This window comes from Desulforhopalus glucosivorans (genome assembly GCF_054397165.1).
In genome coordinates this window covers 1,690,250-1,706,080 of sequence record NZ_AP044854.1, presented here as the reverse complement: position 1 = coordinate 1,706,080, position 15,831 = coordinate 1,690,250, and the positions used below count along the sequence as shown (strand labels likewise).

Annotated in this window: 14 protein-coding genes; 10 read left to right on the top strand and 4 right to left on the bottom strand. The window is 43.0% G+C overall.

Annotation, left to right across the window (positions count from 1 at the left end; translation table 11 throughout):
• Nucleotides 1-4 precede the first annotated feature (4 nt).
• The 5 genes from cobT (at nt 5) to ndk (ending at nt 6,098) form a co-directional block, all read left to right on the top strand.
• Nucleotides 5-1,072 (top strand): nicotinate-nucleotide--dimethylbenzimidazole phosphoribosyltransferase, encoded by a 1,068-nt coding sequence (cobT, locus tag ACX6CI_RS07275; protein ID WP_458777500.1) that lies wholly within the window; start codon nt 5-7, stop codon nt 1,070-1,072.
• Between the two features lie 102 nt (nt 1,073-1,174).
• Nucleotides 1,175-1,960, top strand: coding sequence for an adenosylcobinamide-GDP ribazoletransferase (gene cobS / locus ACX6CI_RS07270; protein ID WP_458777499.1), 786 nt, complete (start codon nt 1,175-1,177; stop codon nt 1,958-1,960).
• A 14-nt stretch (nt 1,961-1,974) separates the two neighbouring features.
• Nucleotides 1,975-4,542: a cobyric acid synthase gene (locus ACX6CI_RS07265; protein WP_458777498.1), complete on the top strand. Its 2,568-nt coding sequence runs from the start codon at nt 1,975-1,977 to the stop codon at nt 4,540-4,542.
• Nucleotides 4,543-5,544, top strand: coding sequence for an adenosylcobinamide-phosphate synthase CbiB (gene cbiB, locus ACX6CI_RS07260; RefSeq protein WP_458777497.1), 1,002 nt, complete (start codon nt 4,543-4,545; stop codon nt 5,542-5,544).
• Between the two features lie 140 nt (nt 5,545-5,684).
• Complete coding sequence (ndk, locus tag ACX6CI_RS07255) at nt 5,685-6,098, top strand: nucleoside-diphosphate kinase (RefSeq protein WP_458777496.1); 414 nt, start codon at nt 5,685-5,687, stop codon at nt 6,096-6,098.
• Nucleotides 6,099-6,188: 90 nt separating this feature from the next.
• Here ndk and xseA read toward each other — a convergent pair whose 3' ends face one another.
• Nucleotides 6,189-7,541 carry an exodeoxyribonuclease VII large subunit gene (gene xseA / locus ACX6CI_RS07250; protein WP_458777495.1) on the bottom strand — a complete coding sequence of 451 codons (1,353 nt, stop codon included), beginning with the start codon at nt 7,539-7,541 and terminating at the stop codon, nt 6,189-6,191.
• Between the two features lie 138 nt (nt 7,542-7,679).
• Here xseA and ACX6CI_RS07245 point away from each other — a divergent pair, with 138 nt between their 5' ends.
• Genes ACX6CI_RS07245 through ACX6CI_RS07235 form a run of 3 tightly spaced genes read left to right on the top strand, consistent with a single transcriptional unit; the run spans nt 7,680 to nt 10,481 of the window.
• On the top strand, nt 7,680-8,375 hold the full coding sequence (locus tag ACX6CI_RS07245) for a YfgM family protein (protein ID WP_458777494.1): 696 nt from the start codon (nt 7,680-7,682) through the stop codon (nt 8,373-8,375).
• Entirely contained in the window at nt 8,372-9,229 is an 858-nt protein-coding gene (gene panC / locus ACX6CI_RS07240) for a pantoate--beta-alanine ligase (RefSeq protein ID WP_458777493.1), read from the top strand. Before ACX6CI_RS07245 ends, panC begins: the two co-directional genes overlap by 4 nt.
• A 49-nt stretch (nt 9,230-9,278) precedes the next feature.
• The gene (locus ACX6CI_RS07235; protein WP_458777492.1) at nt 9,279-10,481 is read left to right on the top strand and encodes a DegT/DnrJ/EryC1/StrS family aminotransferase; all 1,203 of its coding nucleotides are present in this window, start codon (nt 9,279-9,281) and stop codon (nt 10,479-10,481) included.
• A 55-nt stretch (nt 10,482-10,536) separates the two neighbouring features.
• Here ACX6CI_RS07235 and ACX6CI_RS07230 read toward each other — a convergent pair whose 3' ends face one another.
• The 3 genes from ACX6CI_RS07230 to lpxK all read right to left on the bottom strand — a co-directional run bounded on the left by ACX6CI_RS07230 (nt 10,537) and on the right by lpxK (nt 13,527).
• Nucleotides 10,537-10,899 carry a cell wall hydrolase gene (locus ACX6CI_RS07230; protein ID WP_458777491.1) on the bottom strand — a complete coding sequence of 121 codons (363 nt, stop codon included), beginning with the start codon at nt 10,897-10,899 and terminating at the stop codon, nt 10,537-10,539.
• 381 nt (nt 10,900-11,280) lie between these two features.
• Nucleotides 11,281-12,255: a UDP-3-O-acyl-N-acetylglucosamine deacetylase gene (lpxC, locus tag ACX6CI_RS07225; RefSeq protein WP_458777490.1), complete on the bottom strand. Its 975-nt coding sequence runs from the start codon at nt 12,253-12,255 to the stop codon at nt 11,281-11,283.
• Nucleotides 12,256-12,465: 210 nt separating this feature from the next.
• Complete coding sequence (gene lpxK, locus ACX6CI_RS07220; protein WP_458777489.1) at nt 12,466-13,527, bottom strand: tetraacyldisaccharide 4'-kinase; 1,062 nt, start codon at nt 13,525-13,527, stop codon at nt 12,466-12,468.
• Nucleotides 13,528-13,700: 173 nt separating this feature from the next.
• Between lpxK and ACX6CI_RS07215 the strand changes: the two genes are divergently transcribed.
• Nucleotides 13,701-14,831: a branched-chain amino acid ABC transporter substrate-binding protein gene (locus ACX6CI_RS07215; RefSeq protein ID WP_458777488.1), complete on the top strand. Its 1,131-nt coding sequence runs from the start codon at nt 13,701-13,703 to the stop codon at nt 14,829-14,831.
• 86 nt (nt 14,832-14,917) lie between these two features.
• Nucleotides 14,918-15,820 carry a branched-chain amino acid ABC transporter permease gene (locus tag ACX6CI_RS07210; RefSeq protein ID WP_458777487.1) on the top strand — a complete coding sequence of 301 codons (903 nt, stop codon included), beginning with the start codon at nt 14,918-14,920 and terminating at the stop codon, nt 15,818-15,820.
• Nucleotides 15,821-15,831: the final 11 nt, after the last annotated feature.

Sequence of the window (15,831 nt, the reverse complement as noted above, 5' to 3'; positions counted from 1 at the left end):
GAATATGGGTTTGCTCGAACGCACCATAAAAGATATTTTCCCCCAGGACAGTTCCGCAAGAGATTTGGCCAAGGACCGACTTGATAATCTTGCTATACCCCATTGGGCTCTTGGCGACTTGATGGATCTTGCCATCGAACTTGCTGGCATGACACGCTCAGTGAATCCGGTCGTCGCTAAGAAAACTGTTGTCACAATGGCAGCTGATCATGGCGTTGTTGCTGAAGGTGTTTCCAAATTTCCAAGTGAAGTGACACCTCAAATGGTCTACAACTTTGTCAATGGAGGAGCAGGTATCAATGCTCTTGCTCGACAGGCCGGTGCTGATGTTATTGTAGTTGATATGGGCGTTAACGCAGATTTAAAAGACCTCGCTGAAGCTGGAAAGATTATTAACAAAAAAGTAGGTCTTGGAACGGATAATATCGCGGTAGGCCCTGCTATGAGTAGAGCCATGGCTGTTCGCGCGCTTGAGTCTGGTATAGATATAGCAAATGATCTCGCAAAAACCACAGATCTATTTGGTACAGGCGATATGGGAATTGGCAACACCACCCCTTCTGCTGCAATAGCTGCCGTTTGTACCAAAAAGAGTGTGGAAGAATTGACAGGGCGAGGCACAGGGCTTGATGACGAGCAATTGTCGCACAAGATTGAGGTTATAAAGAGAGCGATTGAAGTTAATTCTATATCCGCGTCTGATGGTGTGGACATCCTTGCCAAGGTAGGAGGATTTGAAATTGGTGGTATTGCAGGTCTAATCCTCGGTGCTGCTGCAAATCAAAAACCAATTATTATAGATGGGTTTATCTCCACTGCGGGTGCTCTAATAGCGAGCACCATTGAACCATTTGTGAAAGATTATTTGATCTTTGCTCACCGCTCCGTTGAGCCTGGGCATAAGGCTATGCAGGAGCACCTTGGTTGTAAAAAACCTCTACTTGATCTTAACTTCCGGCTTGGAGAGGGGACTGGGGCAGCTGTTGCCATGAATCTGGTAGAAGGTGCAGTAGCAATTCTCACAGAAGTTGCCACATTTGAAGAGGCAGCTGTTGCCGGAGCAGACAAATAATCTAAGGCCAGGAGTTATACCACCTCCTTGTCTTAACCCACTGATCTTTTATTCACTCTGGATATTTTCTGTATCAGAATATCCAAAGTAAGGCGCTCACCCATGAAAGAGACACAAGCCGGATGGCCAGCAAAACAGATGAGGTGTTTTCTCGCGGCAATGAGATTCCTCACTATTATTCCAGTTGTCAGGGGAGCTGAGCTTGATGGAGAATACTTCAAGGAAAGTCTACTCTACTTCCCTGTTATTGGATTGATTATAGGTTCACTCTGTTCTCTTTTGACCATAGTGTCTCAATTGTTCCTTCCCCAGCAGGTTGTTGCTTCTATTGTCGTTACTTTTCTTGCCTTTATCTCCGGCTGTCTTCATCTTGATGGGTTATCTGATAGTGGTGATGGACTGCTTAGTTCAAGACCGAGAGATCGCTCCATGGAAATCATGAAAGATAGCAGGGTTGGGGCCATGGGGGTTATTGTCACAGTCATAGTGCTCTTAACAAAGTACAGTGCGCTTACCTCCATTGACTCTGTACTCATGCCAGTAGCTGTATTTTTCATGCCCTTTGCTGGCAGAGTAATGATTCTTTGCACAATGGCGTTACTTCCCTATGCACGCGAAGAAGGTGGGCTAGGTAATCTCTTTTATAGTCGTCTAGTGCGACGCTTTGCTCTGTATGGCGTTATCGCCTTGCTGGCCTGTCTTGTCGTCTTTTCACCCCAGCGACTTCTTCTTGTTGTTTTTTTCCTGGCCGTTACTTTTGTTTTCTTTAACACGTGGTGCAAAAACAAAATTGGTGGTGCAACTGGGGATACCTTGGGTGCTAATTGTGAACTCGCCGAAATGGTTGTAGCCATTGCTTTTTCTGCGACCTTATCCGTTACTTTATAGAGGCTTTTGCTGTAATGAAAACATTCGAACATGGTGGAAATATTCATAAGGCCTTAAGAGACGCAGCAGAGTGCGGCGAGCAGATTATGGATTTTAGTGCCAACATCAATCCCCTTGGTCCTCCAGAGTGGTTGCGACCCCTTCTTGCAAGAGAACTTGATCAGATCTTCCACTATCCGGATCCGGAGAATCGTGATCTTCTTGATTCAATCGCTGTACATCATGCAATCGATGCTGAGTGCGTAATAGCTGGAAACGGTACGACTGAATTGCTCTATGCAATAATGAAAGCGATTCCAGCCAAAAGAGTCATTGTTCCTGTCCCAAGCTACGTTGATTATGTGAGGGCTGCCGAAGTTGCGCAAAGAGATGTTGTGTTCTTTAACCTCCAAGAGCAGAATGACTTTTGTCTTGATCTTGGTAAGCTTTCTACGATGCTACAGCCAGGGGACCTTACTGTCATTGCCACCCCAAATAACCCAACAGGAAAGCTGCCAATACGAAACGACCTTCTTGATCTTGTAAAGGCCAATCCTGAAGTGACCTTTCTCTTTGATGAGGCGTTTCTCGACTTTATTGATCATTACCAGTCACTGAGCTGTACTGCAGAGAACGTAATAACCCTAAACTCCATGACGAAGTTTTACGCAGTACCGGGACTACGACTCGGTTATGCCACCATGTCTGAGAGGTCTGTTGCGTTACTTAAACGTCAACTTCCACCATGGACAGTGAACACCTTCGCCCAGGCTGTTGGTGAGCGTGCTGTACAGGATAAAGAATACCAAAAAGCATCCATTGAAGAATGTTCATTACTCCGGGTCGAACTCACTGAGCAACTCTCAGCAATTCCAGAGCTTCGAGTCTTTAGTTCCACAGTGAATTATCTTCTTATTAAACTTTTAAAAAGCGATAGTTTAACTCTTCGTAAGCACTGCATAAAAAACGGAATTCTCATTCGCCCCTGTGATAATTACAGAGGTATTGAAGAGCCCGATAAGTTTTTCCGAGTGGCTGTCAGGACTAAGCGTGAAAACCTTCGATTAGTCGAGGTGTTACAGTTATTCTTTCAACCAGAAAGTAACATAAAGAGAAGGCGTAAAACACCTTCTATCATGTTCCAGGGAACCTGCTCAGATGCAGGGAAATCTATACTGACCACAGCACTTTGTCGGATAATGGTTCAGGATGGTATGTCAGTGGCCCCCTTTAAATCACAAAATATGTCCCTGAACTCCTTTGTTACTATGCAGGGCGATGAAATGGGACGTGCTCAGGTTGTTCAGGCCCAGGCAGCAAAGCTTGATCCGCACTGTCGCATGAACCCAATACTCTTAAAACCAAATTCAGACACAGGTAGCCAGGTGATAGTTAACGGCAAGCCTGTTGGAAATATGACGGTTAACGAATACGGCAAATACAAGCCTACAGCCTGGCCTGAGGTTTGTAAGGCCTATGATCTTTTAGCTGCAGATTTTGATGCGGTTATACTTGAAGGTGCGGGGTCACCGGGTGAAGTTAACCTTAAACATGACGACATTGTTAACATGCGTATGGCTCAGTACGCAGAGGCTCCTGTCATTTTGGTCGGAGATATTGATAGAGGTGGAGTATACGCTTCATTTGTCGGGATCATGGAAGTACTCGCTGAATGGGAAAGAAACATGGTTGCCGGGTTTATGGTTAATAAGTTTCGTGGTCAGGCCTCACTCCTTCAAAGTGCCCATGATTATCTGCTCTTACATACTGGTAGAAATGTACTCGGTGTGATTCCTCACATTATGGATCTGGGTATTCCGGAAGAGGATTCGGTTTCTTTTAAAAAGGGAAGCTTTAATACTAAAGCTAAAGAGCAGGGCATTAGGCTGGCTGTCATTAACTTACCCCACATATCTAACTTCACAGATGTTGAACCATTTCTTGAAGAGCCGGACGTAAGTGTTTGTATTGTCGATAGCGTTGAAGGCCTTGCCGGTTGTGATGCCATAATTTTACCTGGATCAAAAAATGTGATCCATGATCTTGAGTATTTAGTAAAGAGTGGCCTGCGTGATGCAGTCCTTACAGAATATGAGAGGGGAGTGGAAGTGGTCGGAATCTGTGGGGGCTACCAGATGCTTGGCAGATCTATAAAAGACCCCTATAAGCTTGAATCATCACTCTGCGGTGAAAACGGTCTTACAGGTTTGGGGCTTCTGCCGATGGATACAATCCTTGAAAGGGAAAAAAACCTTGTTCGAAAAGAGGGTGTGCATACAACCTCAGGGCAAAGGGTGTTTGGTTATGAAATACACCACGGTATTTCAACTGACACAGATACTCCGGTCCTGGTATTCAACGATACTTCTGTGTGCGGTACAAGCCGGCCTGGAGAAAGGGTTTGGGGCACATACCTGCACGGTATATTTGATGCTGATCAGTTCAGGAGATGGTTTATTGACGGGCTGCGTACCAAAAAGGGCCTTGCTCCTAAAGGGAAGGTTGTTGCACCGTATGATTTAGAAGAATCATTTGATAATCTTGCCAGTGTTGTCCGAGAAGCTATAGATGTTGAAGGACTGTATAAGATCATGGGTCTGTAAATGGACTATTCATTCCTGCTTATTTTTAGTCTGGTTCTTGATTCTATTTTTGGCGATCCCAGGTGGTATCCACACCCCGTTTGCGGAATAGGTTGGTTCATTTCAAAATGTGAAGTTTTTTTTCGGCGAAGAATCTCAAACCTACGCCTTGCCGGCAAACTCATCGTTATAAGTGTTATTGGTGCTACCATAGCCATAGTGTTTTCTCTAATCTATGTTGCACAGCTCTACTCAGTGCATCTTGAAACGATTTTAGCAGTGGTTCTTATCTATATGGCCTTTTCCACCAAAGACCTTCTCGTTCACAGTACTGCGGTGTATAGCGCTCTGTTATCAGACAACCCTCTTGAAAACGGCCGAAAAGAGGTTGGTAAAATTGTTGGAAGGGATACCTCTGAACTCAACCAGGAGGCAATAACAAGAGCCTGTGTAGAAACCGTCGCTGAAAACATGGTTGATGGCGCGACTGCTCCGGTATTTTTTGCAATACTTTCAAGTTTTCTGGCCCCTGTGCTGCCACTTAGTCCTATAGGCTGTTCCGCCCTGGGCATCTTTGCCTATAAGGCGATAAACACCATGGACTCAATGATCGGTTACAAAAACGATCAATATATCGACCTTGGAAGAGCTGCAGCCAGGCTTGATGATCTGGTCAACTTTATCCCGGCAAGGATAAGCGGAGTTATTCTCATAATTTCTGCATTTGTTCTTCGGTTTAATTACAGAAATAGTGCTGTGATCTATTTTCGCGATCGTGCCAACCACTCAAGCCCCAACGCCGCTCATCCTGAAGCCGCTGTAGCAGGTGCCTTAGGCGTACGGCTTGGCGGTCCATCTATCTATTTTGGCACATTAGTTGAAAAACCATATATAGGAGACAACCTCACCCCTATCAATCCTGAGCATATAGGGCAGGTTAACCGACTTGTCGTTGTGGCTATCTTTCTCTTCGTTTGTCTCGCTCTTATAACAAGACACCTCTTTTCTTTGGTAATTACTTGATATATATGGCGCTATCTTTTATGTATCTCTTGAGTTTATGGTAAACAGAAAAACCACGTAGATTTTGTAAAGAATGTAATCTTTTATACGTTGCTGCTGTACAGCGACTACACATTTATATTTTTTGGGGAGAATCGAAAATGGAAAGGACCTTTGGTATCATTAAGCCTAATGCTTTTGCGGACGGGAACAGTGGCAAGATTTTAAGTAGAATATATGAAGAAGGATTTACAGTAGTTGGCCTTAAAAAAATATATATGAGTGTTGCTGAAGCAGAAGGTTTTTATCATGTCCACAAAGGTAAGCCATTTTTCGATGAGCTCACAGAGTTTATGAGTAGCGGCCCTTGCATCGTAATGACTCTAGAAGCAGAGGGTGCGATTAAAAAATGGCGCGATCTGATGGGAGCTACTAATCCGGCTGATGCCGCCGAAGGAACATTACGAAAGGAGTTTGGTGCCTCTCTTGGAGAGAATGCAACCCATGGTTCTGATGCTCCTGATACTGCAGCGTTTGAGATAGGTTACTTCTTCTCAGGCCTTGAACTGTTGTAATCATGCAAGCAACTGGCTGAATAATAATGAGCCAGTTGCTTTTTGTCTCACCAGCTCAGATAAGAGCTGCGTATAGTATCGACTCTCTTCCTACTCTTCCCTACCTACCACCAGGCAGTCAATTTCACCCTTATGAAGTAGTACACTTACTGCATCACCTGGTTTCACTGAAGTACTGTCGGTTATTACCGTGGTCGGTTTACCTTCATAGTTTTGTTTTCGTACCACAGAATAACCTCGAGCAAGGGTCGCAAGGGGGCTGACACTATTAAGAAGTGCCGCCTGGGAGCCAAGTTTAGCATCATGTGTGTTAATGATTGTCTGCATACTTCCCACTAATTGTTTTTTCAAGTGTGATAGCAGGTTTTGCTGTAATTCAATTTTCGAAAGAGGAGCCTGTCCTTGTAGTCTGGCCGTACTCATCTGTAGCCTGGAATCAAGAGATGAGAGTTTCTCGTCCATAGCCTGGAGTAAGTAGGACCTGCCAAGTGAAAGTCTGTGTTCCCCCCGGACAAGATGACGAGAGAAATTACTCAGTTCCCTAAGATTGTGCCGTAAACGCACGTCATATGAAGAGAGTAGTTGTTCCATAGTTCTGGTGAGTCTTCTCTGGAGACCTGCGAGTAAGCTCAGTACATTTCCAGTGTCAGTTGTCAGGCTTTCTGCAGCGGCAGTAGGGGTGGGTGCTCTAAAATCTGCACAAAAATCAGCTATGGTAAAATCAATTTCATGACCGATACCCGTAACAACAGGAATCCGGCACTTAAAGATTGAGTCTGCAACCTGTTCATCGTTAAACGCCCAGAGATCTTCAATGGAACCTCCACCTCGGCAAAGCACAATAGCATCAACGTCTGATTGTTTTTCTGCAATGGAGAGAGCCTTTATGATATCAGCAGGAGCATCCTTTCCTTGCATCAGTGCCGGAATGATTTGTATATGTAAGGGAGAGTGTCGTGTTCTAACAATCTTTAGGAAATCCTGAAGAGCCGCCCCTGTTGCAGATGAAATGACGATGATCTTTTTAGGGAAGGCCGGGATTTCTTTTTTGATTTCTTTGTCAAAGTAGCCCTTAAGAGACAGTTTTTCTTTTAGAGCCTCAAATTCCCTTTGTAATTTACCTTTTCCAAAGAGCTCGACACTATCAAGGATTAATTGATAATCCCCCCGTGGTTCATATACGGTTACCCTGCCAAAACAGACAACCTCCTGTCCATCTTTTAAATCGATGCTTACAAAGCGTTTTTGTTGCTTAAATAGTACGCCACGAATCTGTGCACCACTATCTTTTAGTGTGAAGTAGGAATGCCCTGAATAAGGGGTTTTAAGGTTTGATATCTCACCGCTGATACGCACAAAACGATATTCATTTTCGAGATTATTTTTAATTGCCCGTGTCAATTGGGTAACGGTGAGAATAGTTTGAGATTTTGATGTAGTCATGTACCTGAATTATCTTTTAGAGAATGAATGATAATGCATCGTTTACGAATGGACAGAGGTGCGCCTATGGTTTATATTGGCCGTCTACCAACTATAGTAAATTTAAAACAAAACATAAACCTTATGGAGGGAAATCGCATGTCCACCGAGAGTGCGTTTAATAAACGTTTAACAGAAGAAAGTACAATGGATCAAGTGGAAGGATTACTTGAACATTTCAATCTGCCACCAAAAGCTATAACATTTATCCGTAAAAACCAGCGTATAATTCAGGTCTTGATAGGTATCGTGATTGTAGCTGTTGTTGCCTGGTCCCTCTATGGTTCCTATGTTGAAAAACAGAGAGAGGAAGCTGCCACTGCTCTTTCTCTTGCCGTAGAAAAAGATCCAGCCACGCGAGGCGCTGCACTTTCTGAGGTAATCGCAAACTACGCAAGCACCACTTCTGCCATCTGGGCAGAGGTTGAACTCGCCCATCTTGACATGAAAAACAGTGATTTTTCTGCGGCAGCTGAAAAATATAAATCACTTGTTGAAAAAAGTGACATTGAAAATCCTCTGTACCCACTCGTGGTTTTTGGCCTCGCCCAAGCGTATGAGGGTGATAAAAAATACTCGGATGCAACAAAGCAGTATGAACTGCTGAAAGAGATCAAAGGATTTGAGTCTATTGGTTATATCGGGCTTGGTCGTCTGGAAGAAGCTCAGGGCAATATCGATAAGGCCATTGCTGTTCTCAATAACTTTGTACTAACTGCCGCCGATGATCCTAATTTCGCCCAGTCTAGAAAAGAAATAGAAGCAAAAGTTGCGAGACTAAAGGCTCTACTGTGAAAATAATCAAATCAGTTAATGAGATGACCCTTTGGTCGACTCGTAAGCGGAGTGAAGGCAGATCAATTGCTCTGGTCCCTACTATGGGTTGCCTGCATGATGGGCATTTAAGCCTGATTGATATCGCAAGAAAAAATGGAGACCTTGTCATAGTCTCTATTTTTGTGAACCCCATGCAGTTTGGGCCAGGAGAAGATTTAGACGCATATCCAAGGCAGTTTGAGACCGATTGTAATCTCGCTGAAGATCATGGGGCAGATCTTATCTTTGCACCATCTGATGAGGAGATGTATGACAGCTCTTTTCAGACCTGTATAAGTGTGCCGAAACTTGCGAGTGATTTGTGCGGTGCCGACAGACCTGGCCATTTTGACGGTGTTGCTACGGTCGTAACAAAGCTTTTCAATATTACCCAGACGAGTGTTGCTGTTTTTGGGCAAAAAGATTTTCAGCAACTAACAATCATCAGACAACTGGTACGTGATCTTAATATTGGGGTGAATATTATTGCAGGACCCATTGTGAGGGAATCAGATGGCCTTGCAATGAGTTCTAGAAACAAATATTTATTGGATGACGACAGGGAAACTGCCTTGTGCTTATCAAAGGCCATTGCCAGAGCAAAAGAGGTGGTTGACGATTATAAGGACGCAGTAGAAACTAAAGTCATTCTTGATGAAGTGGTCGAAATTATTACCTCATCAGGTGCAGTGCTTGAGTATGCAAAAATTATAGACATAAACTCACTTTTGCCAAAACAAAAAGTTACGCCGGGTAGTGTTATCGCAGTTGCTGCAAAAATTGGCGGCAGGGTACGATTAATCGATAATAGCGTCCTGAAACCCGTTAAATAAAACTATACAATAATTATAGAAATTCTGAAGTTAGGAAGGGAGTGTTGGTATGCCAGGATTTGAAATATTTGGTGATGAAGAAAAAAAAGAAATAATGGATGTGCTCGATACGGGCGTTCTGTTTCGCTATGAATTTGGAGAACAGAGAAAAGGCATCTATAAGGTTAAAGAATTTGAAGAAAAATTCGCTGGATACTGTAACTCATCTTTTGGACAAGCCGTTACTTCAGGCACTGCAGCCTTAAAAGTTGCACTTACTGCCATGGGGGTTGGGCCTGGAGATGAAGTTATCACTCAAGGCTTTACCTTTGTTGCGACCTGGGAAGCAATTTTTGAGGTTGGGGCTATACCTGTTTTTTGTGAGATTGATTCAACTCTTAATATGGATCCAGCCGATCTTGAAAAGAAGATCACAGCTAAAACCAAGTGCATCATTCCAGTACATATGCTGGGCGCTCCCGCTAGGATTGCTGAAATCATCGCCATAGCAGATAATAATAATATTCCAGTGCTCGAAGATACCGCCCAGGCAGCTGGGGCCAGAATCAATGGAAAACACCTTGGAAGTTTTGGTCGTTGTGGCACTTTTTCTTTTGATTCTGTGAAAACAATGACCACCGGTGAAGGTGGCATGATTATCACTGATGATGAAGAACTCTGGCGTACAATGTCCGAATATCAGGACCATGGTCATGACCATAAGGTGAATCCGGGTGCAAGGGGTGGTGAAGGACGACGATTTATCGGATTTAACTACCGGATGATGGAGCTTCAAGGAGCGATAGGTTTGGCGCAGCTTGCTAAACTAGATTTCATTGTTGAATCCCAGCAAAAAAACAAGGCTGTGCTAAAAGAAGCTGCATCCAAAATTCCTGGGGCTTCATTTAGAACCTTAGTTGATGAAAAGGGTGATTCAGCAAGCTTTTTCGCATTTATGCTGACCGACAAAGAACATTGCCAAAGGGTAAATGATTCTCTTAAGGCTGATGGTTGCGGAGCTATAAACTTTGCAGAGAATAGTTGGCATTTTTACCCTCAATGGGAGCATTTGCTTGGAGCAAAAACCCCAATTGTATCAGGTTATCCTTTTAATGATGCAGGTGGAAAGAAACGGATAGTATATGATCCAGAGGCCCTACCACAGTCTGCAGAAATACTGGAAAAGACACTGATCTATCCTGTCTCAGTGAAGATGGATAAAGATAAGCTTGATTCACTTAGCGCGGCGCTCACCAAAGCCGCTACAGTATAATAAAAAAGGCCCTGAAGTTTTTCTCTTCAGGGCCTTTTAAAATTTGTATTATTTTCTATTTGTAAAACTTGTGGGATCCAAATTGATCAAGATACGTGTAGTCTGCTGACCAGTAAGGATTTACACTGTCGAGGTGATAGTGGGTTGCACCCTGGGTAAAATCTTCAGTTTGAAGTGCAATATAAACTGATTGCATACATTCGAGGAAAGCCTTGGGATCATCCGGTAAGTAAGATTTCTTCTGGAAAGTCCAGCTGAATTGATATGGTTCCTGCACAATTGTTTTTATCGGCAGATGTTGCTCATTCGCCCTGTTGAGGGTAACAAGTGCAACTGCAATCTGCCCAACCTGAGGTTCTGATCGCGCTTCATGGTACACATTAAGCGTTAGCCAAAGAAGCCCTTCAAGTAATGTCATTGTCTCTCCTGTAAAGAATTACCCCTGCAAAGCTTAAACTGTAAAAAAGCTACAGAGCGGGATAACTCTTGTCTTACAAGGCCTTCGGCCTTTCACTTCAATTTTCTAATGAAACTTTACCGCATTGTAGTCTTCAAATATACTACATTTATGGCGAACGTCAAGCGGGTACCTTCTTTGTTTATACGAGATAATTCAATGACTACTCACAGTATAATGCCAATGAATACTGTATCTTATCCATGAAACTCACAACTCTACAACAGCGCATAGCGCTGTTGTAAAGCATAGGTTTATTAATAGAATACAAGGTGTTGATGGAAGCAAAAATACATCCACTGTATAACCTGTATATATAGTGAAAAAACTATATTTAAGTGTCTAACCAGGAAGCAATTGCCGGTTAAATATTGGGAACAGAGGCTTTTTATTCATTGGTTGGCGGGGTAGTTTCTCGCTGACAGGTGGAGGCTCTTTAGAACCCAACTCCAGCAACTCAAAACTTTCAGGGGATGCAATAATAGCCTTCATTAAACCGAGGTGCTCGGCGTGTCCTACCTTGTATGACTCTACATGACCTAAAACCGGAGCGCCAAGTAAAGCAAGATCACCTACTAGATCCAGAACCTTGTGGCGAATAAATTCATCATCATATCGCAAGCCGTCTTCATTCAAGACCGATTTTCTGTTCCAGTGGATGGCAATTACATTGGCAAGAGAACTTCCCTTGGCAAGGCCATTCGCCCAAAGTTCTTCAACCTGCTCAACATAACCAAAGGTTCTGGCGCGCGCTATTTGATTGCCGAATTGTCCTGAAAACAAGTCAAATGTAAATTTTTGTGTCTTGATTAAGGTGTCATCAAAACAGATTTCACCTGTCACCTTAAACCCTTCATAGGGGGAGATAGTAATAGTTTTATCCCCGTCCACAAAAGAAACAGGTTCTGTGATCCGTATGACGTTTTTAAAGCCATTTTGTTGAATTTTGCCGGTACTGGAAAAAAGTGTAAAGAAAGGCTCAGCAGAGCCGTCCATAATGGGGACTTCAGTGGCATCAATTTCCACATCTGCATTATCAATACCAAAACCATGAAAGGCTGCCATAAGATGTTCGGTTGTGGATATTGTAAAATGATCATTGCCAAGAGTCGTCGCAAGACGCGTATCTACGACATGATCCATATGTGCAGCCAGTGCGACATTATGTGAGAGATCAGTCCTAAAGAATCGAATTCCGCTGTTTACATCTGCAGGTTTAATAGAAAGAGTTACGGCTCTGCCCGAGTGAAGCCCTACGCCGCAACAGTTCACAGCTTTTTTTAAGGTATATTGATGGGGTTCTATAGATAGTGACATAGTAATTCCTTGTATATGAAAAATATATTTAAATTAAAGCAATTACCCTGCCATAACGGTGAAAATTAAAACATCACTGACGTCTCACAGTATTTCCGTCTATATTGAGTTGAATTGGTTTGTATTAGATTGTGTGAGATGCATTGTGTCTGTGGTAAAAAAAACACACTACAGGAGATCAACGTGTCTTTTCACACGGGTTCAACGAAGTTACCTGCTCAGTTTGCCGTTCTTACCTGGCATATTTTCAAGTATGTAATCTATAAATGCCTGCTCTGGTTGTTGTTGTATTTGAAGAATGAAGATGGGAAGAGAAAATGTGAGGCTTTTAATTTTTACAAAATCTTTTGCAGTGGTGATAAGACACGTAGCACCACGTGCTTCAGCGTCTTTGCACAATTCTGTGACGGTTGTTTGATTATACTGTTTATGGTCCTGTAAGTATTTACTGTGAATGACATGTACTCCTAGATCCTCTGCAGTTGTTGTTACACGTTCGGGGTTTGCAATTGCACAAAACACATAGGCATCACAAATTTCAGCCACCCTCTGTTCCTGCTGGTTGGTTCTCATAAGGGTGGCATTACAGTTTTGAGCTGTAAAAACTGGAGTATCTGGAAATTTTGAATGGAGAAGTTCCGCGAAGGCCTCACTGCGTTTGCTGTTAGAAGGGTTCTGCCCAGTAATAAGAAAGGCTGTGGTTCTGTTAAGCGCTGAAACCGGCTCTCTTAGTGGACCCGCGGGGAATATACGACTATTGCCGGCGAGGTTGTCAGCATCAAATAGCACAAGATTAATATCTCTTGCCACTCCCATATGCTGAAAACCATCATCTAAAATAATACAATCAACACCCAGTTTTTCTACCGCATACCTACATGGGTTTATACGTTTTTTCCCAGTAAGCACAGGCGTGTGACCCAAAGTGCTGGCGAGCAGGGCAGGCTCATCGCCTGCATCATTTGCATCCAGCAATATTTCGGTGCCGTTGCTTACAATATTAACTAAACCACGGGCCTTGCCTCCATAACCTCGACTGACAATTGCAGGTGCGTATCCGTTTTCAGAGAGCAACTCAGCTAAAAACATTACTGTGGGTGTCTTACCCGTACCACCGAGAACAAGATTTCCTACGGATATTACAGGGACACCTAGAGTGTGTTGGCTGAAAACTTGTTTTTTATATAATTGTTCTCTGATACTCATTGCCACGCCATATAACGGGCCAAAAGGGCGTCCTAGGAAAAACAGGGATTCAAGTTTGTTTACCATAGCTTTTTATCTGGAAAAATATTAACGAATTGTTTTGTGTATGTTTTAGCTTTTGCAAAATCAGTTTCAAAAGACTAATATCATGACTTCGTGGTATATGCTCACTCTTTATTCCTGCATTATTTGCATGAAAGGGGGAGGGGTTTCATTAATTACAGTAGATGGAGGAAAGAATGAAGTTGAACATGAATCGTACGTTATTCTCAGCAGCAGCCTGTTTTCTCATTGCACTATCAGCGCCAGCGCTCACTCTGGCTGAAGGTACCATTAAATTTGGTGTAGCAGGTGCCCATAGTGGTGACCTCGCTTCCTATGGTCTTCCAAGCGTTAACGCCGCTAAACTTGTGATTGCAAAGTTTAATGATGCTGGTGGTATCAATGGAAAGAAAATTGAAATTCTAACTGAAGATGATGTCTGTAAGCCTGAGGTAGCAACAAATACTGCAACCAAACTGGTTTCCGATAAGGTTGACATCGTTCTTGGTCATATCTGCTCTGGTGCTACTGTTGCAGCTATGCCAATATACAAAGATTCCGGCGTGCTCGTTATGTCTCCTTCAGCGACAAACGACGGACTCACTTTAAGTGGTGATTATCCTAATTTTTTCAGAACAATTGCCCCAAATGCAGCACAGGGACCATCAATGGCTGACTTTGCAATGGAGACACTCGGTGCAAAGAAAATTGCTGTTGTCCATGATAAAGGTGACTACGGTAAGCCACTTGCCGAAGGTGCAAAGGCTCATGTAGAAGCTTCAAATAAAGCAGAAGTCGTTTTGTTTGAAGGAATCACTCCAGGTGCTGTTGACTATTCTGCAATTGTTCAGAAAATTAAACGTTCAGGTGCCGAAGTTGTACTTTTTGGCGGGTACCACCCTGAAGCTTCCAAGATCGTCACCATGATGAAAAAGAAGCGTCTCAAGACCAAGTTTGTTTCTGATGATGGTGTAAAAGACGATACCTTTATTAAGGTTGCTGGAGAAAGTGCTGAAGGTGTATATGCCGCAGGACCACAAGATAATTCAAGCAACGTAATGGCTCAGGAAGCAAGAAAAACCCATAAAGAGGTTTATGGTGCTGATCCTGGTGCATTCTTTGACAACGCCTATGCAGCAGCAATGGCAATGCTTAATGCTGTTCAAAAAGCTGATTCAACTGATCTTGATGCTTTGAAGAAGGTACTTCAAACAGAAAAAGTTGATACTCCTATTGGTGCAATATCTTTTGATGAAAATGGTGACGCAATTGGAGCCGGCTATTCAATGTATATGGTAAAAGATGGTCAATTCGTTGTTGTAGAGTAAATTCTGGTAATATTCCCTATTCATATCTGAAGCAAGGTTCTTTGTATTAGCAACGAACTTTGCTTCAGTATTTTTTTGTTGTCGACATGGACTATTTTATAGAACTTCTTTTTAGCGGCCTTACAAGAGGCTCCATCTATGCACTTATCGCTCTTGGATATACTATGGTGTATGGAATTATCGGTTTGATCAATTTCGCCCATGGCGAGATATACATGATAGGAGCTTTCACCGCCTTTATTGTTGCTACTGTACTTTCAATATACGGATTCCCGCTTTTAGCAATTATTGTTGTTGCAGGTGTTGCAGCTGCAATTTGGTCAAGCGCGTATGGGTATACAATTGAGAAAATCGCCTACAAACCTCTACGACATGCACCGAGGCTTTCTCCGCTGATCAGCGCAATCGGCATGTCAATATTTTTACAGAACTACGTGCTTTTAGCTCAAACATCTGATTTTCTACCATTCCCCGCTCTTATTCCTGATTTTGAATTCATGGAACCCGTGGCACATATTGTTGGCTCATCAGATCTTGTTATTCTGATCACGACTACTGTTGTCATGCTTATCTTGACATTTGTCATTAAATTCACCCGTATCGGTAAGGCTATGCGTGCCACAGCACAAGATCGTACCATGGCTATGCTTGTGGGTATTAATGTTAATAATATTATATCAGCTACCTTTATCATCGGTTCTGCACTTGCTGCAATTGGTGGTATGCTCATTGCCTCTCACATCGGTATGATCAATTTTTATATTGGTTTTATTGCTGGTATCAAGGCATTCACAGCCGCGGTACTTGGAGGTATTGGTTCAATACCCGGTGCAGTTCTTGGAAGCCTGATACTTGGCCTGACGGAAAGCTTTGCAACAGGCTATGTTTCAAGTGATTATGAAGATGTTTTTGCATTTTCTTTACTTGTTATCATCCTGATCTTCAAACCATCCGGTCTTCTTGGCAAGGCTGAAACTCAGAAGGTGTAATAACAAAACGC